The sequence below is a fragment of the Pseudomonas fluorescens NCIMB 11764 genome (genome assembly GCF_000293885.2).
Taxonomy (GTDB): Bacteria; Pseudomonadota; Gammaproteobacteria; order Pseudomonadales; family Pseudomonadaceae; genus Aquipseudomonas; species Aquipseudomonas fluorescens_B.
Genome location: NZ_CP010945.1, coordinates 5,787,172 through 5,809,166, shown reverse-complemented (window position 1 = coordinate 5,809,166; position 21,995 = coordinate 5,787,172). Strand labels below are relative to the sequence as shown.

Here is a 21,995-nt window from a genome sequence, read left to right as displayed (position 1 = left end):
CAATAGATGTCTCGGCGCCACAGATAAGAGAGTGAGTAATGGGCGCACAGTGGAAGGTTAAACACAAAGAAGCGGCAGCCAACGCCAAGGGCAAGATCTTCGGCAAACTGGTGAAGGAAATCACCATCGCTGCGCGCAACGGTGCCGATACCGCCACCAACGCACACCTGCGTCTGGTGGTCGAACAGGCGAAAAAGGCTTCGATGCCCCGCGAAACCCTGGAACGTGCGATCAAGAAAGGCTCCGGCCAGCTCGGCGAAACCGTGCAATACCATCGCGTGACGTATGAAGGGTTCGCTCCGCATCAGGTGCCGCTGATCGTTGAGTGCGTGACTGACAATATCAACCGCACCGTCGCGGAAATCCGCGTCGCGTTCCGCAAGGGGCAATTGGGCGCGTCCGGTTCCGTGGCCTGGGATTTCGACCATGTGGGCATGATCGAGGCGTCCCCGGACAGCCCGGATGCCGATCCGGAAATGGCTGCCATCGAAGCCGGCGCTCAGGATTTCGAGCCTGCCGACGACGGCGCAACCTTGTTCATCACCGAAGCGACCGACCTGGATTCGGTACAGAAAGCCTTGCCCGAGCAGGGTTTCACCGTGTTGTCGGCGAAGCTGGGTTACAAGCCGAAGAACCCGGTCAGCGGCTTGAGCGACGAGCAGATGGCTGAAGTTGAAGCTTTCCTGGAAGGCCTGGATAACCACGATGACGTGCAGGACATGTTTGTCGGGTTGGCCGGTTAAACCACATCGCTGAGATCTAAGTGTGGCGAGGGAGCTTGCTCCCGCTGGACGGCGAAGCCGTCCCAAAAGCGGCGGCTGCTGCGCAACCGAGCGGGAGCAAGCTCCCTCTCCACAGGTTTTGTATTACCTTCAGTTCAACCTGGCCAGCTCCCGCACAATCTCGCTGAACCCCGGCCGCGCCAGCACATCCGGCTGACTGCAACGCTGCTGCAAATCTTCCAGCCGCTCATGCACCTCATCGCTCAACCCCGAATCGATCCGCTCCAGCAATTCCCCCAACAGCACCCCAAACGCACGCACCTCGATCCGTTGCAATGCACGGCTTTCAAGGCTGTCCTCCGTCGAATGGAAAGACGCTGCGCCAAAGTCCCCTAACAGGCAATCACCCTGTTCGTTCCACATAATGTTGTGGCCATAGAGGTCGCCGTGGGTGATGCCCTGACGGTGCAGATGCTCGGCCACCGACGCGATGCCGCAGGCGATCCGCAGGGCCACGCCAGCGCTGAAGCGGGTGTCGCTGGCGTAGACATCGCGGCTGCAGGACGCCAGGCTCGGCAACCCGGCGAGGTTGCGATAACTCGGTTCGATCAGCTCCATGACCAGCCCGGCCTGCGCCTGCGGGTGATCGATGATCCGTCCTTCGACCCGGATCAGGTTAGGGTGAAGACCGGCGGTCATGCAGGCGTTCATTTCGTGCAGCGGCGAGCCATCGCTGGTCATTTCACCCTTGTAGAGTTTCACCGCGACCGGCGTTGCCTGTTTCCACAACGCCTGATGAATGACCCCGGAGGCGCCTTCTCCCAATTGTTGTTCCAGACTGAGCTGCGACCAGGGAATCGTCGGCGTGGCCTCGAGCACGGCCGCATCCGCCTCTGTTTCCAACGGATTACCGGCGTAAGCCAGCCAGGTCAGGCTTGGCAGGGTCAGCAGCCATTCGGGCAGTTCGGTCAACTGGTTGGCGGCGATGCGGGTCAGCTCGAGGCGATGGCAATTGCTCAGGCTCTCGGGCAAGCGCTGCAATCGATTGCCGGCCAGCATCAGCTTTTGCAGGTGGGGACGTTCACCCAGTTCGGCGGGCAGTTCGCTGATGCGGTTGTCCGTGAGGATCAGCCAGCGCAACAGCGGTGGCAGCGCAGCGCCCGGTACGGTTTCGATGCGGTTGGACTTGAACCCGAGCATGGTCAGCGCGGCGCACCGGCCAAGGCAGGCGGGCAACTCGCTGAAATGGTTGCGGTCGCAGAACAACACACGCAAACGGGTCAGGCGGTGAAAGTCGTCCGGCAGGGCGCTCAAGGCGTTGCCACTGAGGTTGAGCACCTCGAGCGAGTCCGCGAGGTCGAGGATTTCCCTGGGGAATTCCGTCAGGCCGGCGGCCAGGTCCAGGCGAGTGGAGCCAGCCAGCAGGCCGGCGCGCAGTTGCGCAAGGGTATCCATGAACAGATTCGCTATTGATCGAAGGTAGGGCGCGGGGGCCTGAAAAAGGGCGACATGATAGCGGTAAAGATGCGGTGACGGTCAGGAACTCTGCGCGAGCAAGCCCTGTGGTCAGACCGGTTCCCTGACCTCCACCAACTGCCCCAGCCGGCTGCGGGTGCGTGCCAGATCAATGGCATCGCCGCCCAGGTTCTCGCGCAACGACCGCTGGCCCAGCAGGATCAAATGCTTGTCCTGGTCATACAAAACGTCCACCAGATTGATGAAGCGCTGCTGCGCGGCGATCGGGCAGTCGGCGAGGTTGGGCAGCCCGTCGATGATCCAGTGATCGAAACGGCGGCACAGTTCCAGGTAATCCATGACCGCGGTGGGGTGGTCGCACAGGTCGGCGAAGGTGAATCCGATGGTGCGTCCTTCGCAATACCGGGCTGGAAGATGTCGAGCCCCGACGGGCAGAGCAATGGCCGGCGCGTCGGGTTCGGGCAGGTTGAACGCCTGACGCTGTGCCACGGTGGCCGGCCAAATGTAGTGGCCTTGGGTAAACAGCTGCTGGGCGTGATGTCTCGCCTGACTGCGGTAATCGTGAGGGCCGCCGACTTCCATCACTTGCATGCGGGCGTTGATCAAGTCGATCACCGGTTTGAAACGCGCATGGTAGAGCGGGTTGGGCAGCAAACCTTCGGGTGGGTAATTCGACGTGACCAACAGCAGGATGCCGCGGCGGAACAGGGCCTTGAACAACCGCGTAATGAGCATTGCATCGCCGATGTCATGGACGTGAAACTCGTCGAAGCACAGGACCCGGCAATCGCTCAGCAGCTCGTCCAGCGTGGTCGCCAGCGCATCAGGGTGGTCGCGATGACTGAACATGCCCTGGTGCAGGCGGGCGAAAAACTCATGAAAGTGCAGGCGCTGTTTTTCCGCGATGGGCAGGGCCTGGAAAAAACCGTCGAGCAACCAGCTCTTTCCGCGACCGACGGCGCCATGCAGGTAAAGCCCCGGCAATGGTTTCGATGAAGTACCAAGCAGTACCGCGGCGTGCTGCGCCATGCAGTCGATCACGCGCTGTTGGCTGTGGCTGAGTGTGTAACCCTGGGAATGAGCCTTGTGGCGAAAGTAGTCATGGACGGCGCGTCCCGTCGCGCAATGACTGGCGGAGGCGGTCGATGCCTTGCCGAAGAGGCGGCGCAGCGCAGGCCAGCGTGGTGTGAATCGCGAACGGTCAGGCGGTCGAACGGCCACTGATATCACCCCGTTATCGTCAGGCAGGCTCACCGAGCTGCGGCGGCGTAGTGTAACCAATACGGGAAATTGGCTGCCAGTTGTGTAGACAAGTGCGGGGTGCAAAACGGGGGGGGCTGGCGGTGAAGTTTGTTACTTGGCGCGGACCAGTGGGAGCGGGCAAGTCGCACCGCCGCTCCCACAGGGTTTTGCATTGTTTTACTGACAGTGCCGCGTCAGTTGCCTACCGCTCGATACTGCGATTCCACCGCGCATTCCACGCCGGGCGCTGTTCGTTGACCTGATCCCAGTCGATGGCAATCGCCGTTGTCAGGTACTGCTTCATCGCCTCGACCTGGCCGCGAGTCTTGTCGGTGGTCGGGGTATTCGGGTTGGACGGGATCTGATCGCCATCTTCAAGCGCAGCGGCTTGCGCCTCGGGCGTCAGCAGAAACGCGGCGAGTTTCTGTGCCAGTTCCGGCTGGGTGTTGTTGGCGATGGCGCATTCGGCAACGTTGAGCACCACCGCGCCTTCCTTCGGTTGCGCGTACTCGATCGGCATGCCTTTGAGTTTCAGCGCCGTGACTTGCGTCGGTGTCAGCGGGAACAGCGCCGCTTCGTCGGTCTGGAGCATTTCGGAAATCTTCGCCGAGCTCGGAATGTATTCCAGCACGTTGCGCCCGACAGTGTTCGGCCACGCCTTGAAGCCGGGTTCGACGTCGGTTTCGCTGCCACCCTGAATCCGGTTGAACATCAGGAAACCGTGCAGGCCGAAGGTTGACGAGGCCATCGACTGGAATACCAGTTTGTCCTTGAAACGCGGGTCGGCCATGTCCATCCACGAGGTCGGCGCGGCCCAGCCTTTTTCCTTGAACAATCGCGTGTTGTACGCCAACCCCGTGACACCGAGGCTGACCGCCACGGCCTGGTCCTTGATACGGCCCTTGGCCGGAATCTGCGCCAGGGTCGGGCTGTCCTCGAGTTTGTCGCACAGGCCCATGGCGATGGCGCGGTACATGATGCCGTCGTCGAGGAACATCACGTGCATCTGCGGGTTGCCTTTGCTGGCCTGGACCTTGGCCAGGATATCGGCGGAGGTGCCGGGCACAATCACCACTTTGACGTTATTGGCTTTCTCGAACACCGGCAGCACCTTGTCGGCGTAGAGCCGCTCCATGGTCCCGCCGTTCATGCCGAGGTAAAGCGTCGGCTCGGCCTGGGCCTGGGTGACCGTGAGCAAGGCGCCCAAGCAGGACATACCGAGCAGTGCAGTGCGTTTGACGTTATTCATTGGCGCGACCTTCCTCTATCAAGCAACGGAGATGGAGTGAAACCGGGTGATGGAAAACGCATCCAGCGACGTGGTTGAAGCGCCGCTGCAGATGATCTCGGTGAGCGCCTGGCCCACCGCAGGACCGATCTGGAAACCTGCGCCGGCAAAGCCGAACGCGTGCAACAGACCGGGTTGAGTGCCACTGTGGCCGATCACCGGCTGGCGGTCGGGCAGGTAACCTTCGGTGCCGCTCCAGGTACGAATCGCCTGGGCGCCTTCAAGAAACGGGTAGAGCTCGACCGCCTGGCGCAGGATCTCGATCACCGCGTGTTGACCGGGGCGGGCGCGGGCGTCGTCGAGGGCAAAGCCCTGACCGCCGCCCAACACACAATTGCCGCGCGCGACCTGGCGCGCATAGATGCCGCCGCCCTCGACACCGGTGCTGGCGTTCATCACCCACGGCAGCGGCTCGGTGACCAGCATCGCCGGGTGGCCGGCGTGCATCGGCACGGCTTCGCCGAATTGCTCGGCCAGTTTTCCCGCCCACGCGCCGGCGCAGTTCAACACCCAGGGGGCCCGCAGTTCGAGACCGTTTTGAGTGCTGATGCGAAAGCGCTGGCCGTCGTGCTCCACCGCGCCCACCGCGCATTGTTCATGGACCTGCGCGCCGTGGCGCCGTGCTGCACGGGCAAACGCTGGCGATACCAGGCGCGGGTTGGCGTGACCGTCATCCGGACAAAACGAGGCACCGACCGCCACCTCGCCGACCCACGGAAAGCGCGCGCGCAATTCACTGCGATCGAACACCTGCAAATCGAGGCCAAAGCCCTGACTGCTGGCGGCATAGTCCTGCAACGCGCGCAGGTCATCGAGGCTGCGCGCCAGTTTCAAGTGGCCGCTGCGCTGGTACTCGCCGTCGATGCCGATCAACTGCGGCAACCGGCTCCAGATCTCGTGGGCACGTTGCGACAGCGGCAGTTGCGACAGCGGTCGGCCCTGGCGGCGCACGCCACCGTAGTTCACGCCGCTGGAATGCGAGCCGCAAAAATCCCGTTCCAGCAGCACCACGCGACGGCCCGCCTGGCTCAGGAAAAGCGCAGCGGAAGCCCCGACAATGCCGCCGCCAATGATGACTGCATCGACTTCGATCATGGTTCGATCTCCAGACCAAACGGCAACGGTTTGATCGGCGCCTGCGCTCGCAGTCGACCGATCCCGGACACCGCCCGCTGACTTTCGCAGGCGATGATTTCCGCCGCCGCGGCACCACACATCCGACCCTGGCAGCGGCCCATGCCGACCCGGCAATGGGCCTTGACCCGATTGATTTCCCAATGGCCTTCGCGCACCACTTCGCGGATGTCCCCGGCGCGCACTTCTTCGCAGCGACAGATCATTACGTCGTCAGCGGTATCGGCCGCCCAGTTTTCGGGGAATACGAAAGCGCGTTCCAGGCCATGACGGAAGGTATCGATCCGTCCAAGTGCCTGCTCCAATTGCCTGCCACGCTGCGGCGCGATCGGGTAGTCGTTGTCTTCGAGCAAGGCGAGGGCGGCGCGTTCGCCGGCCATTTCCGCCGCGTCGGCGCCCATGATGCCGGCGCCGTCACCGGCCAGGTAAACCTCGGCGACACTGCTGCGACCGGCGCTGTCGCGTTGCGGCAGCCAGGCGCGGTTGAGCGGGTTCCAGGCGAATGCGCAGCCGAGCAGATCCGCCAGTTGGGTTTCGCTGCGCAGGCCGTGGGCGAAGGCCACGGCATCACAGTCCAGCGAATGCTCGCCGCTTGAGTTGGACCAGCTCAGCGACTGCACCCGTTGTTCGCCGTTGATGCATTTCAAGGTTGCGCCCTGATGCACCGGGATGCCGTGGGCGGTCAACCAGCTGCGGTAATAGATGCCTTTGGCCAATGTGCCCGGTTGCGACAGCAGGACGGGCAGGGCACGGGCCTGAGCGCTGAACGGCGAGCTGTCGAGTACCGCAACCACTTTGGCGCCGGCCTTGGCATATTGATACGCCACCAGATACAGCAACGGCCCGCTGCCGGCGAACACCACTCGTTCACCGATGGCGCAGCCCTGGAATTTCAGGGCGATCTGCGCGGCGCCGAGGCTATAGACACCCGGCAGCGTCCAGCCCTGTACCGGCAAAACCCGGTCGGTGGCGCCGGTGGCGACGATCACCCGAGAGAATTCCAGGCGTGCCGCGCAGCCCTCGTGCAAGGTGTCGAGTGCACCGTCTTCGGCGTTCCACACCAGGGTGTCGGGACGGTAATCGAGCTGGTCGCGCAACTCATCAATGGTTTGATGCAACGCCTGCGCCTTGCGGGCTTCGAAGCCATACAGCTTGACCGCCGAACGTTTGAAATTCGCCGGCTGACGCCGATAAATCTGCCCGCCGCCGCGTGCGGCTTCGTCCAGCAGAATCGGGCGTATGCCATGCGCAACCAAAGTCTGCGCCGCACGAATCCCGGCCGGCCCGGCACCGATGATCACCACGGACTTCATACCCACCCCCCTTGAGCCGACCACCGCTGAAACCCTGTGGGAGCCAGCCTGCTGGCGATGACGGTGGCACATTCAAAAATGAGAGAGGCTGATGCTCCGCCATCGCCAGCAGGCTCGCTCCCACAGGGGATTGGGGAGAGGCAGTTGAAAGGTGGGTTCATAGGGCACGCCCCGGTTCGCGGCTGATGTGTTGGCCGGCTTCGAGCAACGTCGAACACGCGCGCACCCGCCGGCCATCGCCCAGCCGAACCCAGCAGTCCTGGCACGCCCCCATCAAGCAAAACCCGGCGCGAGGCTCGGCGCTGAAATCGCTGCCGCGCAAATGCTCGCTGCACGTCAGCACCGCGGTCAGCACGGTGTCGCCGAGCAGCCCGCTGGCCGGTTGGCCGTCGAGGGTAAAGTCCAGGGCCGGGCGATCGCCTTCGGCCAGTCGTTTCAGCAGAGCCATGGCGCCCTCATTGTTTACCCACCAGAACCCGATCCAGGCCGTACACCCGGTCGAGCAGAATCATGGTCGCCGCGGTCAGCGCAATCACCAGGGCCGATACCGCCGCCATCATCGGATCGATGGATTCGGTGGCGTACACGTACATGCGCACCGGCAAGGTTTGCGTGGCTGGCGAAGTGACGAAGATCGACAGCGTGACCTCGTCGAAACTGTTGATGAACGCCAGCAGCCAGCCACCGGCGACCCCAGGCAAAATCATCGGCAAGGTGATCTGGCGGAACAGCGTGAGGCGCCCGGCACCCAGCGATTGCGCGGCGTGTTCGGCGCTGCGATCCAGGCCGATGGCCGACGCCAGCACCAGACGCAGCACATACGGTGTGATCACCAGCACGTGAGCAAAGATCAGCCAGGCGAAGCTGCCGTTGACGCCCATCAGCGCGAACAGACGCAGCAGGGCAACCCCCAGCACCAGGTGCGGAATGATGATCGGCGACAGGAACAGGCCGTTGAAAAAGTCCCGGCCGGGGAACTCGAAGCGAGTGATCGCCAACGCTGCCGGCACTGCAATCAACGTCGCCAGACTGGCGGCGCTGAACGCCAGGATCAGGCTGTTGTAAAACGAATCGACAAAGTCGGCGCGCTCGAACACCGCACGGAACCAGCGCAAGGAAAACTCAGTGGTCGGCAGGCTCAATGTGTTTTCCGGGGTGAACGCGACGAGGCACACCACCACCAGCGGCGCCAACATGAACACGACCACCAGGGTATGGAACAGCAGGGCGAAAGGACCGTTCTTGGACATGACGAGTTATCCCAATGACTTCTTGTAGCGGCCTTCGATCATCCGGTTCCACGACAGCATGATCAGCAGGTTGAGCAACAGCAGCGCGACGGCGATGGCCGCGCCCATCGGCCAGTTGAGTTCCGACAGGTACTGGTCGTAGATCAGCGTGGCGACCATCTTGATGCGGCGCCCGCCGAGCAGGCCGGGAATGGCGAAGGAGCTGGCGGCGAGGCCGAACACGATCAATGTGCCGGAGAGCACGCCGGGCATGATCTGTGGCAGCACCACTTTGCGCATCACCGTGAGATGGCTGGCGCCCAGGGACAACGCCGCTTGTTCGGCGGCGGGGTCGAGTTTCTGCAGCGAGGTCCAGACCGGAATGATCATGAACGGCAGCATGACGTGGACCAGCGCGATCACTACCGCGAACGGTGTGTAGAGCAGCTTTACCGGTGAGCCACCGAAGGCTTGCAGGGTCTGGTTGACCAGGCCGTCGGCGCCGAGCAACAGGCTCCAGCCGAAGGCGCGCACCACCACCGAAATCAGCAACGGCGTGAGGATCAGAATCAGGAAAATCGAGCGCCAGGGCGCGCCCATGCGGCTGAGGATGTAGGCCTCGGGCACGCCGATCACCACGCACAGCAGGGTGGTCAGGGCGCTGATCCAGAACGTGCGCAGGAAAATTTCGTAGAAGTACGGGTCACCCAGCAGGCTGCTGTAATGGTCGACGGTGTAGGCGTTACCGTTGATGCCCGAGCTGTAGTCGAAGACGTTGAACGACAACACCAGCGTCAGCAGCAGCGGGATCACCAGCAGGCAGACGTACAACGCCAGCGCCGGTGCCGACAACAGGTAACCCTGGCGTCCCTGGCGAAGGGCGACGAGCGTGCTCATGCCGACACCTCGTCGACACTCAGCACCCGCAGGAGCGCCGCGTCCCAGTCCAGGCCGACGGCCGTGCCTTCGTTCATCGGCGCCGAGCCATCGTTGCGGCGCACCACGCAGAGCTCGCCCAGGGGCGTGGAGACGCCGTAGAGCCATTGGCTGCCGAGGAAGAAGCGGCTGACGATCTGGCCTTGCAGACGGCCGTGATCTTTTTCCCGCAGATCGATTTTTTCCGGGCGCAGGCTGAGGGTCAGTTCACCGCCGCTGCGCACCTGAACCACACCCGCACTGTCACGCTCGCCGGGCAGCAGATTGGCCTTGCCGACGAAGCCGGAAATGAATTCGGTGCGCGGGTGTTCGTAAAGGGTGTAGGGCGCATCGATCTGGGTAATGCGCCCGGCCTGCATCACCACCACGCGGTCGCTGATGGACAGCGCTTCGGACTGGTCGTGGGTGACCATCAACGTGGTGATTCCGACTTCGCGCTGGATGCGGCGGATCTCGAACTGCATCTCTTCGCGCAGGTTGGCGTCGAGGTTGGACAACGGCTCGTCCAGCAACAGCACCGGCGGCTCGATCACCAGCGCTCGGGCCAGGGCAACACGCTGGCGCTGACCGCCTGACAGTTCTCGTGGGTAACGCTCGGCGTGCTGGTCCAGACGCACCAGTTTCAGCACCCGGTCCACACGCTGCTGCAACTCGCCGTTGGGCACCTTGCGCATGCGCAGGCCGAAGGCGACGTTGTCTTTGACGGTCATGTGCGGGAACAGTGCGTAGCTCTGGAACACCACACCCAAACCGCGGCTGGCAGGTTTGGCGTGGGTGATGTCGCGACCGTCGAGCAAAATGCGCCCGCTGGTGACTTCGACGAAGCCGGCGATCATTTGCAGGGTGGTGGTTTTGCCGCAGCCGGAGGGGCCGAGCAGGGAAACGAACTCACCTTTCTCGACCGAGAGGTGGGTGGCGACGACGGCGTCGATCTCACCGTAGCGTTTGCCGAGTCCTTCAAGTTGCACAAAAGCCATAACTGCGCTCCACCTGAGATTGTTATGCGCGGCCTGAGGTCGCGCTTTTTTTGTATGGGCAGATACGAAAGGTGTTGCCGGGTGCGTTGGCGCTCGACTTGAGTCGGCTGCCGCTGTTGTTCGAATCGCCCCTGTGGACGCAGATTAGGACGAAGACTAGGATGGGCTCAATGGCCTATTTCACTGAATCGATGGTTATTTTTAGTTTCATTCAGTGAGTAAATTAATCGTCGAGAAATCACATGACTGATTCCACTGAGCGGAATGAAAATAAAAATGAAGTCGGCGTCGGTGCCGTCTCAAGACTGTTTGCCGTGTTGCGCACGTTGGGTGACACCGTCGAGGGCGGCGAGAGTGTGACGCAACTGGCCCAGCGCATCGGTTTGTCGCAACCGACCACGCACCGTCTGCTGCGCAGCCTGATGGACGAGGGTATGGTCGAGCAGGACGTGCGCAGTAAACGCTATCGCCTGAGCCTGGATTTTTTTGCCCTGGCAGCGCGTGCCGGCAACACCGGAAACCTGCGCGAGCTGGTGCGGCCGTCGTTGCTGCGGCTCTCGGCCTCGTTGGGGGATTCGTTGTTTTTGCTGGCGCGCAGCGGGTTTGATGCGATCTGCCTGGACCGCAGTGAAGGGCCGTTTCCGATCCGTACGTTTACCGGCGACATCGGCGGGCGGGTGGCGCTGGGTGTGGGGCAGGGCAGTCTGGCGATCCTGGCATTCCTGCCCGAAGAGGAACGCGACACGGTGATTCATTACAACTTGCCGCGGCTGAAGGATTTTCACCTGTATGACGAGGTGTTCCTGCGCTCGGAAGTCGAGAACGTGCGTGCCCTCGGTTACGCTGGGCGCAACACCGGCGTGTTGCAGGGCATGGCTGGTGTGGCGGTGCCGATTCTTGATCGTGAAGGGCGTGCGGTGGCGGCGTTGAGTGTTGCCACCGTGAGTGATCGGCTCGGGCCGGATCGTTTGCCCACGGTAGTGGACATGCTCAAGCGCGAAGCGGCGCTGATCGGGCCGCGGATCAATCCGTTTGATCCGCTGTTGCGCCGGCCATCTCAAGTCTTCGGGCAGGGTTGAATACGGTTAACAATCCTCCCACAGGGGACGGTGGTGTATTCAGAACTGCACGGTTTGCTTGAGCATTTTCGCCGCAGGCGTGTCTGTCGGGCTGACCATCGCGTAGTTGTAACCGCTCCCCGACCAATACTCGGCCTGTAATTCACCGTCACTGCGACTGCCCCTCGGCAGCAGGAAGTTTCTCGGTCCCGGCGGGCGCACGTAGAAGCTGACTTTGTGCCCGCTGCGATCCTCGTAAACCACCATCGCCGCCGGCCCTTGTTCGGTGCTGAGCAAGCGCCCGCTGACCGGTTTGAACCCTGCGCCGGACAGGTCCGGCAAGCGATGGGCCTGGGTGAAATAACGGTCGAGCCAGCCCTGCATATCACCGTCGTCGCTGACCTTGTAATCGGCCGGCAGCATGCCTTGCTGGGCAAACAGCCGATAAGCCTGCATCGCATCGGCCATCGGTGCCGCAGCGCTGAGGAGGGTCATCTCCCGCGCCTGCCAGCCGCCGATCCCGCCGATGCTCACAGCGATCAGCAACACCGCAGCGCTGGCCAGGTGACGGCGTGATTGGCGCTTGAGGCGTTGGCGAATCAGCGCCGGGTCGAGGTCCGGGTTGGCCGGTTGCTGCAATGCGCCGCTGAGGGCCGCGCGCAGTTGCTGGGCGTCCTGCTGCCAGGCGCGGACCTGTGCAGACATTTCCACGTTACCGGCCAGAAAAGTCTCCACCAGGCGTCGGTCGTCATCATTGAGTTGGTGGTCCACATACGCGTGCAGGTCACGCTCGCTCGGGGGCATGCTGATCATTTGAGTCTCCGCAGAGAAGGGCGGGTGATTTCGCCGTCGCTGAGTTGGCGCAAGGCCTGGCGAGCGCGGGACAGGCGCGACATCACGGTGCCGACGGGAACGTCGATAATCTCGGCGACCTCCTTGTAACTCAGGCCTTCGACCGATACCCAGAGCAACAAGGCGCGCTGCTCGGTGTTGAGCTGATCGAAGGCTTGCAAGGTCGATTGGGCGATCACGGTGCGTTCTACCGACGGTTGGGAATCGTCCCGTCCGGTAAAGAATTCGAGCATCCGCGCATAACGCCGAGCGCGGCGGTGAGCGTCGAGAAACTGCCGATAGAGAATCGAAAACAGCCAGGCCCGCAAGTCGCCCTCGGGACGCTTTTCGCTCCAGCTCGACAGCGCCCGCTCAAGGCACGACTGCACCAGATCGTCGGCGCTGCTGGGGTTGCGCGTCAACGACACGGCAAACCGGCGCAATCTGGGAATGATTTCACTCAGTTGTTCGTCGATATCGTTCATCACATTCTGACTAGTCACTACGCTGGACTAGGGAGACGCCCGGGACTCGAGGTTATTCCACGCTCGAAAAAATAAATACCGCGCGATGGAATAAACCCGCATGGCGTTCGTCTGCTTGATCCTTCTCACTTGTGGCCCATGGCCCTGGAGTCTTTCATGGTAGATCGCTCATCACCGCCCACCCGGCCACCGTTGAGTGCCGCGAGCCTGACGTTGCGCCTGGCCGGCATTGCCGTGGTGATCGCTGTCGTGGCCGGGGCTTTTGCCTACGTCAACGGCACCTTTGACCCACAGCGCCTGACGCCGAAAAAACTGATCAACGTGTTGGAAACCAACAATGGCGTGCACCCGGGGTTCCGGCGTAATCACTCCAAAGGGGTATGCGTGATCGGGCACTTCGAGAGCAGCGGTGAAGCGCGCAGTTATTCCAGCGCTCAGGTGTTCAATGACGCGCGGACTCCGGTTGTGGGGCGTTTCGCGTTGCCGGCCGGCAATCCTTACGCACCGGACAACAGCGTGCCGATCCGCAGTCTCGCACTGCGTTTCACCCAGGCCAACGGCCAGCAGTGGCGTACCGGGATGAACAGCATGCCGGTGTTCCCGGTGGGCACGCCTGAAGCGTTTTACCAATTGCAGCAGGCCCAGTCGCCAGACCCGGCCACCGGCAAACCGAACCCGGCAGCGGTGCCGGCGTTCTTCGGTGCACACCCGGAAGCCGCGCCGTTCCTGGCCTGGATCAAAACCGCCAAGCCGTCCGCCAGTTACGTGACGGAAACCTACAACAGCGTCAATGCGTTTTACCTGGTCAACGCCGCCGGGCAACGGCAAGCGGTGCGCTGGAGCATGGTGCCGGTGGCACAGGACGCAGCAGGTGCCACGGCCCCAGAGGGCGGTGACTTCCTCGAGAAAGACCTGGTTCAGCGGATCGCCGCAGGACCGTTGCGTTGGAAGCTCCAGATCACACTGGCCGACCCCGCTGATCCGGTGAACGACGCCAGCAAAACCTGGCCCGAAGGTCGCAAAGTGGTGAACGCTGGCACGCTGGTGCTCGAAAGCACCCAGCCGCAACTCAATGGCGAATGCCGGGACATCAACTATGACCCGCTGGTCTTGCCATCCGGTATCGAAGGTTCCGACGACCCGTTGCTCGCCGCTCGTTCTGCCGGTTACGCCAGTTCCTACTTGCGCCGCACCAGTGAAGTCAGCCAACTGCCCGCCGCTAAACAGGAGTCTCAACAATGAGCGCCCAACCGAACCACTTCGCGCCACTGGCGCGACTGCTGCACTGGCTGATGGCGTTGATGATCATTGCCATGCTGTTCATCGGCGCGGGCATGGTCGCTTCTGTATCAGAGCGTCATGAATGGCTGATCCATCTGCACAAACCGCTGGGCATTGCGATTCTGCTGCTGGTGATCGTGCGCCTCGGCGTGCGCTTTTCTACCCGACAGCCACCGCTTCCTGCGGACTTGCCCGGCTGGCAGGCGCTGGCGGCCAAGGCCTCGCATGTCTTGCTGTACGCCTTGATGTTTATCCTGCCGCTGCTCGGCTGGGCAATGATTTCGGCGGCGGGCGACCCGGTGATGCTCAGCAGTTCGCTGCAGTTGCCCTCGATCGTGCCAGCGAATGCGCAGCTGTTTGCGTTCCTGCGCAAGGCGCACGGGTATCTGGCGTATCTGCTGTTTCTGACCGTGCTGCTGCATCTGGCGGCGGCGTTGTTTCATGGTTGGGTGCGGCGTGATGAGGTGCTGGACAGCATGTTGCGGGGCAAGGATCGCACCTGATTTGATCTGCCGAAATCCATTGTGGCGAGGGGATTCATCCCCGTTGGGCTGCGAAGCAGCCCCAATGCGGTTTGTCAGATAAACCGCAGTGGATGAAATTACGACTGCTTCGCAGCCGAACGGGGATGAATCCCCTCGCCACAGGTTTCGTGTGCTTTCGTGGGCAGCGTCCGCCACCAATAGACCAATGCCACGGCGTTGATACCTGCCCCCAGCAGGCAAACGCCGAGCCACCCGCCCCACGCATACATCGCCGTCGAACCGATCGAACCCAACGCGCTGCCAATCGAATAGAACAGCATGTAACCCGCGGTAAGACGGCTTTGGGCTTCGGGGCGCACGCTGTAGATCATGCTTTGGCTGGTCACGTGCACGGCTTGCAAGCCAAGATCCAGGGTAATCACACCCAGCAACAAGGCCCACAAGGAGGATTGGGTCAGGGCGATCGGCAACCAGGAAACCAGCATCAATAACAGTGACAACCCGCTGGTCCATTGACCCAAACCGCGATCGGCCAGATGCCCGGCACGTGCAGCCGCCAATGCACCGGCGGCACCGGCCAGTCCGAACAATCCGATTTGCGTGTGGGACAACGACAGCGGCGGGGCGCTCAGCGGCAACACCATGGGTGTCCACAGCACCATGGCGCTGGCGAAGGTCAGCAACGCGAGAACCGCCCGTTGACGCAGCACCGGTTCTTCCTTGAACAATGTGAACACCGAACCGAGCAACGTCGCATAAGAACTGGCGGGTTGCGTGTTCTCATGTTTCGGCAGTACGCGAAACAGCAGCAACGCCATCACAAGCGTCAACCCCGCCGACAACAGATAAATCGACCGCCACCCTGCCAGATCAGCCATTCCACCCGCGACTGTCCGGGCCAGCAGAATGCCAACAACAATGCCGCTGGTGACCACGCCGACCACGCGCCCGCGCTGCGCCGGGATGGCCAATGTCGCGGCGTAGGCCACCAACACTTGTGTCACCACCGCCAGTAACCCGGTCAACGTCATCCCGATCAACAACCAGGTACTGTTCGACGCGAAGGCGATCATCAACAAGGTCAGCGCCGACAGCAGGGTTTGCGTGACGATCAAACGTCGACGGTTCAGCAGATCGCCAAGCGGCACCAGCAACAACAATCCGACGCCGTAACCTACCTGGGTGAGCGTGACGACGATGCCGATGGTGGCCGGGTCCATGGCAAATGCCTCGGCCATGGCATCGAGCAAGGGCTGCGCGTAATACACGTTACTGACGGCCAGGCCGCAGGCTACGGCGAACAGCAGTACAACGCCGGTGCTGAGTGTTGTTTGAGTGGGCTTCATGCCGGGCTCCCAAGGTGGTTTCAAAATAAAACCAGTTGTACGGTAAGCAAACTGGTTTTATATTGCAACCACGTTTGTTTTCGAGGGCTCAGTCATGGCCAAACGCACAAGCATGCAAAGCGCCGAATGCCCGGTCGCCCGTTCACTGGATGCCATTGGCGATTGGTGGTCGTTGTTGATCGTGCGCGATGCATTCGACGGCATTCGCCGGTTCGGTGAGTTTCAGCGAAGTCTGGGCATGGCGAAGAATATTCTCTCGGCGCGATTGCGCACGCTGGTGACCCACGGGATTTTCGATCTGGTGCCGGCATCGGACGGCAGCGCCTATCAGGAATATGTGTTGACGGAGAAGGGCAAAGGGTTGTTTCCGCTGATCATTGGTTTGCGGCAGTGGGGCGAGGCGTTCTTTTATGAGGACGGGGAGGCGCACTCGCGGGTGGTTGACCGGGATAATGGTCGACCTGTCCGGGCACTGGAGTTGCGCGCCGAGGATGGGCGCTTGTTGGGACCTGAGGATTGCGTGCGGGTCGCGGCAGAGTAAACACCAAAAGATCGCAGGTTTCGCCCACTCCTGCATTGAACCGTGTAGGAGCTGGCGAAGCCTGCGATCTTTAGATCTTGGTTAGCGCAGGGTGCCGACCATATCCGCAACAGTCGTCAACACATCCTTGCCCAACTGCTTCGACCGCTTGCCCGACCAGCCCGTCAGCGGGTTCGGTGCGTCATCGTTGTCCTTGAACGGCATTTCCAGGGTCAGCGACAGGCAGTCGAATTTCTCGCCAATGCTGTTGCACGCCAGCGTCATGTTGGCTTTGCCCGGCTCGTCGCGGGTGTAGCCGTGTTTGGTCTGGAAGTCTTTGGTCAAATGTTTCAAGTGATCGCGAAAGTGAGTTTCCAGCTTTTCGATCCGCGGCGTGTAGCCAGGGTTGCCTTCGCAACCGGCGGTGAACACGTAAGGGATTTCTTCATCACCGTGGATGTCGAGGAACAGGTCGACACCATATTTTTCCATCTGCTGCTGAACGAACAGGACTTCCGGGCTGACTTCCTGGCTGGCGCTCTGCCAGGCGCGGTTGAGGTCCTGGCCCATGGCGTTGGTGCGCAGATGACCGTGGAAGGCGCCATCCGGGTTCATGTTTGGCACCAGGTACAAATCGGCGCTGGCCAGCAGTGTGTTCAGGACGGGATCGTCGTGCCTTTCCAGGCGTTCGATCACACCTTCCATGAACCATTCGGCCATGTGCTCGCCGGGGTGTTGCTGGGCAATCATCCAGACCTTGCGCTGGCCTTCGGCACCGGTGCCTTTGCGCAGCAACTGAATGTCACGCCCTTCAACGCTTTTGCCGGTGGCCAGCAGTTCGGTGCCGGCCTTGGTCAGCGCCTGCTCGATCAACCAGTCATGGCGGCCACGGCTGTAGGGTTCGAAGTAGGCAAACCAGGCGTGGGTCGCCGTGGCTTCGAGGCTAAAACGCAGGCAGTCGCCTTCGAAAATGGTCGGCACCCGGAACCAGTTGACGTGATCATAGGACGCCACCGCCTGATAACCATCCCAGGCTTTGTTGTATGAGGATTTGCTGGCATTGCTCAGACGAAACCAGTGCTCCTGACCGACGTGCAACCCGCTGGCCTTGAAGTGAAACCACTGGAAATGCTGGCTGCGGGTGTCAGGCTTGATGGCCAGCAACGCTTGCAACGGATTGCTGATATCCAGCACTTCAATATTGCCGCTGTCGAAGTTTGCACTGATGCTGAAAGAGGATTTAGCCACGGTCATAGTCGATTCCTGAATATGATTTTTATGGCTGCTACTTTACACGCTGGGAAGGGAAAAACCGGGGGAAATTGCGGGGTGTAGCGGGGGGCGTCCTCCTTGACGCAGACGCAGCTTAGAGACTGCGCGATTGATTCTCAAGTGCTATTTTTCGCGAGTTTGGGCCAATGTTGCCGGGCTTCTCTTGCCAACAGATATTCTTTTGATATTATCCGCGCCATCGAATTTGCAGCACATAAAGACTTCATTAGCCTGAAGGTCAAGCCAGAATAACTGGCAAAAAAAAAGACCCGGCAAAAAGCCGGGTCAAAAACCGTGATTAGCCTGATGAGGAGATAGTCCAGGAGACCGACCTAAGGTCACTTGGACAATCGACTGATCTCGCGACCAGCTGCATGCAATAATAATCATTCTCGTTTGCAAGTCAAATGATTTTATCTGCGCGATTGGAAAATTCTTTTCGCGCCCTCGAATTACTCCTCCTTTCTTATGCGTGATGATCCTCGTCCAGGGACCGATCCAGCAACGCCTTGGCCATATCGATCATATGCACCGTCGAAAATGCCAGGGCCCGGTGGACACCGTGCAGACTATTCGCTGATTCGGATGCCGTGGCTGCGGCGCAGCACAGCAGATCTGAAGCACGCACCAGCGCTTCCTCGCTGCTGACGTTGCGGTTCACCTCGAAAAAGCGCTCTTCTTCCACCTCCTCGGACACAGCTGGTTTCAAGTAATAATCCAGTGCCCGTTGTGCGGCAGCTGAGCCTTTTGGCGAGGTGAGGGAGGTGTCGATTTGCAGATCGGGCAGGTCGTTGCTGGGGATAGTCATGGCGATGGCAAGCTCCGTGATAGATTCAGATCCGTGATCCAATCCTAGTACGAAGTGTATTTGTGACGAGAATTTAAATACTACAATTTGTGTTTTGATGGGGAGAGGCGCCCACGTATCGTGCCGCACATGGATAAATGGATTGAATTGGTCAAGGCCAAGATGAGTGAACTCAACGTCACTCAAGAGATACTCGCCGAGCGCCTCGGAATGTCCCAGGGCGGCATAGGCCATTGGCTGAACAAACGCCGCCAGCCGGGCATCGATGACATGAACCGGGTATTACACGCGCTGGGCATGGAATTTCTCGAAGTGGCGCTGGTTATCCGCGAGCCGGACACGTCGAAGGAGGACAGCCAGGATCTGGTGCGAAAGTACAACCCGTACTTCCGTTACCCGGTCAGTGACTGGCGAGAATCCTGCGAGGTGCGCGACGGCGAGCCGACGGTGTATGACAAGGCGCGATTCGAGCTGACCGATTACCACGCTCAGGGCGCGGCGTTCTGGTTGAGGGTGACGGGCGATGCGATGACCGCACCGACTGGCGTCAGTATCGCCGAGGGCATGATGATCCTGGTGGACCCGGCCATTGTGCCGGAGCCCGGAAAACTGGTGATTGCCCAATGGCCGGACAGCACCGAGGCGACCTTTCGCAAGCTGATCGAAGAGGGCGGGCAGCGTTACCTGGTCCCGCTCAATCCGACATATCCGAAAGCCCTTTTCACTGAAGCCTGCCGAATCATCGGCGTAGTGGTTCAGGCAACGGCCAGGTTCTGATCAGATCGGTCCTCGGGAGGCGTAGGACCGATCTTGATGTCAGGCTTCTTCCAGCTCGACCAACGCACTGCCTTCGCTGACCATTTCGCCTTCCTGGCAATACAACGCCTTGATCACCCCGGCGTGTGGCGCACGAATGCTGTGTTCCATCTTCATCGCTTCCAGCACCACCAGTTGCGCCCCGGCTTCGACCGTTTGCCCGGCCTCCACCAGCACCCGCACGATGCTGCCGTTCATGGGGGCGGTCAGTCCGCCGTGATGGCTGTGACTGGCTTCGACGGCGCTGATCGGGTCGTAGGCCTCGATGCGGCGCAATTCACCTTCCCATTGCAGATACACAATGCCGTCGCGGCGGATTGCCCGATGCTGGCGGCGCACGCCGTTGCGTTCGGTGAGCAGTTGCTCGCCCTTGAGTTGCGCGCATTGGGCATTGCGGTCGCCCAACGTCAATGCGCGGTCCTGACCTTCACAACTCAGGTGCAAGGTGATTTCGGTCGGCAGGCCGGACCGAAAACCGTTGCTGTTGGCCCAAGGCGAACTCAGGTCATCGACGCGCGGTGAACGAGGCTGGCTCTGGGCGAACGCCTGCGCCGCGGCTTGCCAGAATTCATCGCTGAGTTCCGAGGGCTCCGGCAGCAGTTGCTCCTGATAACGCGGAATAAACCCGGTATCCAGTTCGGCCGCCGCAAACGCCGGATGACCCACGATTCGACGCAGGAAGTTGATGTTGGTCTTGAGCCCACCAATCGCGAACTCATCGAGCATGCTCAACAAGCGCAGGCGTGCCTGCTCACGATCCTCGCCCCAGGCAATCAGCTTGCCCAGCATCGGGTCGTAGAACGGCGAAATCTCATCGCCTTCTTCAACACCGCTGTCGACTCGACGCCCCGGACCTTCAGCCGACTCTCGATACAACTCCAGACGCCCGGTGGCGGGCAGGAAATCATTGCCCGGATCTTCGGCATACAGCCGCACTTCAATCGCATGCCCGATCAACGGCACCTGATCCTGGGTCATCGGCAGCGCTTCACCGCGCGCCACGCGAATCTGCCAGGCCACCAGATCGAGGCCGGTGATGGCTTCGGTGACCGGGTGCTCCACTTGCAGGCGTGTGTTCATCTCCATGAAGAAGAACTCACCGCGCGCATCCAGCAAGAATTCCACGGTGCCGGCACCGACATAACCGATGGCCTGCGCCGAACGCACAGCGGCTTCGCCCATGGCGCGACGCAGTTCCGGGCTGAGGCCTGGCGCGGGGGCTTCTTCGACGACTTTCTGGTGTCGACGCTGAATCGAGCAATCCCGTTCGTTGAGGTACAGGCAGTTGCCATGCCGGTCGGCGAAAATCTGGATTTCCACGTGGCGGGGTTTCAGCAGGTATTTTTCGACCAGCATCCGCGAATCGCCGAACGAGGATTGCGCCTCACGCTGGGCCGAGGCCAGGGCTTCGGCCAGTTGGCTGACGTCCTCGACCACTTTCATGCCTTTGCCGCCACCGCCCGCCGTTGCCTTGAGCAGCACCGGGTAGCCGATGCGTTCGCAGGCGTCGCGGAAGGTATCGAGGTCTTGAGCTTCGCCGTGATAACCCGGCACCAGTGGCACGCCAGCGGTTTCCATCAAGGCCTTGGCGGCGGACTTGCTGCCCATCGCATCGATGGCCGAGGCGGGCGGGCCGAGGAAAATCAGGCCCGCTGCTTCGATCGCACGGGCGAACCCGGCGTTCTCGGACAGAAAGCCGTAGCCCGGATGAATGGCCTGAGCGCCGCTGGCCTTGGCGACAGCGATCAGTTTGTCGATTTGCAGGTAACTGTCGGCGGCCTTGCTGCCGCCGAGGTCGACGCGGATATCCGCTTCGCGGCTATGCCGGGCTTCACGGTCGGTGGCGCTGTGCACGGCGACGGTGGTCAGGCCCAACGCCTTGGCGGTGCGCATCACCCGACAAGCGATTTCGCCACGGTTGGCCACCAGCAGAGAGGTGATAACAGGTGCGCTCATCAACGCGGCTCCTTGGGGGTGGTTTCGGCCTGCCAGCTCGGCGGACGCTTTTGCAGAAAGGCCCGCAGACCTTCCTGGCCTTCGGGGCTGACGCGGATTCGCGCGATGGCATTTTCGGTGTAGCGGCGCAGCGCCGGCGTCAGCGCGCCGTTGCCGACTTCACGCAGCAAGTCTTTGCTGACGCGCATGGCCGCGGGGCTGTTGAGCAGCAGATTGTCGATCCACTGATCGACTTTCTGTTCCAGCTCATTGATCGGATAGCTCTCCGACAACAAACCGATTTCCCGCGCCCGCTGCCCGCCGAAGCGCTCGGCAGTCAGCGCATAACGGCGTGCCGCGCGCTCGCCGATGGCTTGCACCACGAATGGGCTGATCACCGCCGGCGCCAGGCCGATGCGTACTTCCGACAGGCAGAATTGCGCGTCGTCGGCGCCGATCGCCATGTCGCAGCAACTGATCAGGCCCAGCGCGCCGCCGAACGCCGCACCTTGCACCACGGCCAGGGTCGGGACTTTCAGCTTGGCGAGGTTGTACATCAACTCCGCCAGTTCCCGCGCGTCGTCGAGATTGGTGTGGTAATCGAGCTCGGCTGACTGCTGCATCCACGCCAGGTCGGCGCCAGCGCTGAAATGCTTGCCGCGTCCACGCACCAGCAAGAAGCGCAGGCTGGCATCGCCCGAGACCTTGTCCAGGGCGAGGATCAGTTCGCGGATCATTTCAGCGTTGAACGCGTTGTTCTTTTCTTCGCGGCTCAGCCACAGGGTGGCGAAACCCCGCGGGTCGATCTGCAGCTCGAGGGTGTTGAAGTCGCTCATGAGGT

General features: G+C 61.5%; 22 protein-coding genes. 6 read left to right on the top strand and 16 right to left on the bottom strand.

Going from position 1 to position 21,995, the window contains the following annotated elements; genetic code table 11:
* The first annotated feature begins 38 nt into the window (after positions 1 to 38).
* The gene (locus B723_RS26530; RefSeq protein WP_008029612.1) at positions 39 to 743 is read left to right on the top strand and encodes a YebC/PmpR family DNA-binding transcriptional regulator; all 705 of its coding nucleotides are present in this window, start codon (positions 39 to 41) and stop codon (positions 741 to 743) included.
* Positions 744 to 872: 129 nt separating this feature from the next.
* Here the strand turns inward: B723_RS26530 and B723_RS26525 are convergent, their stop codons facing one another.
* The 9 genes from B723_RS26525 to B723_RS26485 all read right to left on the bottom strand — a co-directional run bounded on the left by B723_RS26525 (position 873) and on the right by B723_RS26485 (position 10,317).
* Entirely contained in the window at positions 873 to 2,177 is a 1,305-nt protein-coding gene (locus B723_RS26525) for a protein kinase (protein WP_017339847.1), read from the bottom strand.
* A gap of 111 nt (positions 2,178 to 2,288) precedes the next feature.
* Complete coding sequence (zapE, locus tag B723_RS26520; protein WP_017339846.1) at positions 2,289 to 3,419, bottom strand: cell division protein ZapE; 1,131 nt, start codon at positions 3,417 to 3,419, stop codon at positions 2,289 to 2,291.
* 223 nt (positions 3,420 to 3,642) lie between these two features.
* On the bottom strand, positions 3,643 to 4,689 hold the full coding sequence (locus tag B723_RS26515) for an ABC transporter substrate-binding protein (protein ID WP_017339845.1): 1,047 nt from the start codon (positions 4,687 to 4,689) through the stop codon (positions 3,643 to 3,645).
* Positions 4,690 to 4,707: 18 nt separating this feature from the next.
* Entirely contained in the window at positions 4,708 to 5,823 is a 1,116-nt protein-coding gene (locus B723_RS26510; protein ID WP_017339844.1) for an NAD(P)/FAD-dependent oxidoreductase, read from the bottom strand.
* A complete protein-coding gene (locus tag B723_RS26505; RefSeq protein WP_017339843.1) occupies positions 5,820 to 7,175 on the bottom strand; it encodes an NAD(P)/FAD-dependent oxidoreductase in 1,356 nt (451 codons plus the stop codon). The genes B723_RS26510 and B723_RS26505 overlap by 4 nt, the downstream gene beginning before the upstream one ends.
* A gap of 157 nt (positions 7,176 to 7,332) precedes the next feature.
* Positions 7,333 to 7,623, bottom strand: coding sequence for a (2Fe-2S)-binding protein (locus tag B723_RS26500; RefSeq protein ID WP_017339842.1), 291 nt, complete (start codon positions 7,621 to 7,623; stop codon positions 7,333 to 7,335).
* Positions 7,624 to 7,630: 7 nt separating this feature from the next.
* Positions 7,631 to 8,425 carry an ABC transporter permease gene (locus B723_RS26495; protein WP_017339841.1) on the bottom strand — a complete coding sequence of 265 codons (795 nt, stop codon included), beginning with the start codon at positions 8,423 to 8,425 and terminating at the stop codon, positions 7,631 to 7,633.
* Between the two features lie 6 nt (positions 8,426 to 8,431).
* Positions 8,432 to 9,301, bottom strand: coding sequence for an ABC transporter permease (locus B723_RS26490; RefSeq protein WP_017339840.1), 870 nt, complete (start codon positions 9,299 to 9,301; stop codon positions 8,432 to 8,434).
* Complete coding sequence (locus B723_RS26485; protein ID WP_017339839.1) at positions 9,298 to 10,317, bottom strand: ABC transporter ATP-binding protein; 1,020 nt, start codon at positions 10,315 to 10,317, stop codon at positions 9,298 to 9,300. The genes B723_RS26490 and B723_RS26485 overlap by 4 nt, the downstream gene beginning before the upstream one ends.
* 242 nt (positions 10,318 to 10,559) lie before the next feature.
* Between B723_RS26485 and B723_RS26480 the strand changes: the two genes are divergently transcribed.
* Entirely contained in the window at positions 10,560 to 11,396 is an 837-nt protein-coding gene (locus B723_RS26480; protein WP_017339838.1) for an IclR family transcriptional regulator, read from the top strand.
* Between the two features lie 39 nt (positions 11,397 to 11,435).
* Here B723_RS26480 and B723_RS26475 read toward each other — a convergent pair whose 3' ends face one another.
* Together B723_RS26475 and B723_RS26470 are read right to left on the bottom strand one after the other, a co-directional pair.
* Complete coding sequence (locus B723_RS26475) at positions 11,436 to 12,188, bottom strand: anti-sigma factor family protein (protein WP_017339837.1); 753 nt, start codon at positions 12,186 to 12,188, stop codon at positions 11,436 to 11,438.
* A complete protein-coding gene (locus B723_RS26470) occupies positions 12,185 to 12,691 on the bottom strand; it encodes a sigma-70 family RNA polymerase sigma factor (RefSeq protein WP_017339836.1) in 507 nt (168 codons plus the stop codon). The genes B723_RS26475 and B723_RS26470 overlap by 4 nt, the downstream gene beginning before the upstream one ends.
* A gap of 156 nt (positions 12,692 to 12,847) precedes the next feature.
* On the opposite strand from B723_RS26470, the gene B723_RS26465 reads away from it, so the two are divergent.
* Both B723_RS26465 and B723_RS26460 read left to right on the top strand, forming a co-directional pair.
* Positions 12,848 to 13,933, top strand: coding sequence for a catalase family peroxidase (locus B723_RS26465; protein ID WP_017339835.1), 1,086 nt, complete (start codon positions 12,848 to 12,850; stop codon positions 13,931 to 13,933).
* Entirely contained in the window at positions 13,930 to 14,475 is a 546-nt protein-coding gene (locus tag B723_RS26460; protein WP_017339834.1) for a cytochrome b, read from the top strand. Before B723_RS26465 ends, B723_RS26460 begins: the two co-directional genes overlap by 4 nt.
* 98 nt (positions 14,476 to 14,573) lie before the next feature.
* Here B723_RS26460 and B723_RS26455 read toward each other — a convergent pair whose 3' ends face one another.
* The gene (locus B723_RS26455) at positions 14,574 to 15,803 is read right to left on the bottom strand and encodes an MFS transporter (RefSeq protein ID WP_017339833.1); all 1,230 of its coding nucleotides are present in this window, start codon (positions 15,801 to 15,803) and stop codon (positions 14,574 to 14,576) included.
* A gap of 94 nt (positions 15,804 to 15,897) precedes the next feature.
* On the opposite strand from B723_RS26455, the gene B723_RS26450 reads away from it, so the two are divergent.
* The gene (locus tag B723_RS26450) at positions 15,898 to 16,344 is read left to right on the top strand and encodes a winged helix-turn-helix transcriptional regulator (protein ID WP_017339832.1); all 447 of its coding nucleotides are present in this window, start codon (positions 15,898 to 15,900) and stop codon (positions 16,342 to 16,344) included.
* Positions 16,345 to 16,425: 81 nt separating this feature from the next.
* Here the strand turns inward: B723_RS26450 and B723_RS26445 are convergent, their stop codons facing one another.
* Complete coding sequence (locus B723_RS26445) at positions 16,426 to 17,577, bottom strand: M14 family metallopeptidase (protein WP_017339831.1); 1,152 nt, start codon at positions 17,575 to 17,577, stop codon at positions 16,426 to 16,428.
* Between the two features lie 484 nt (positions 17,578 to 18,061).
* Positions 18,062 to 18,403 (bottom strand): DUF6124 family protein, encoded by a 342-nt coding sequence (locus B723_RS26440; protein ID WP_017339830.1) that lies wholly within the window; start codon positions 18,401 to 18,403, stop codon positions 18,062 to 18,064.
* Positions 18,404 to 18,532: 129 nt separating this feature from the next.
* Between B723_RS26440 and B723_RS26435 the strand changes: the two genes are divergently transcribed.
* Positions 18,533 to 19,180: a LexA family protein gene (locus B723_RS26435; protein ID WP_017339829.1), complete on the top strand. Its 648-nt coding sequence runs from the start codon at positions 18,533 to 18,535 to the stop codon at positions 19,178 to 19,180.
* Positions 19,181 to 19,219: 39 nt separating this feature from the next.
* Here the strand turns inward: B723_RS26435 and B723_RS26430 are convergent, their stop codons facing one another.
* Together B723_RS26430 and B723_RS26425 are read right to left on the bottom strand one after the other, a co-directional pair.
* Positions 19,220 to 21,175: an acetyl/propionyl/methylcrotonyl-CoA carboxylase subunit alpha gene (locus B723_RS26430; protein ID WP_017339828.1), complete on the bottom strand. Its 1,956-nt coding sequence runs from the start codon at positions 21,173 to 21,175 to the stop codon at positions 19,220 to 19,222.
* Complete coding sequence (locus tag B723_RS26425) at positions 21,175 to 21,990, bottom strand: gamma-carboxygeranoyl-CoA hydratase (RefSeq protein WP_017339827.1); 816 nt, start codon at positions 21,988 to 21,990, stop codon at positions 21,175 to 21,177. Before B723_RS26425 ends, B723_RS26430 begins: the two co-directional genes overlap by 1 nt.
* Positions 21,991 to 21,995 lie beyond the last annotated feature (5 nt).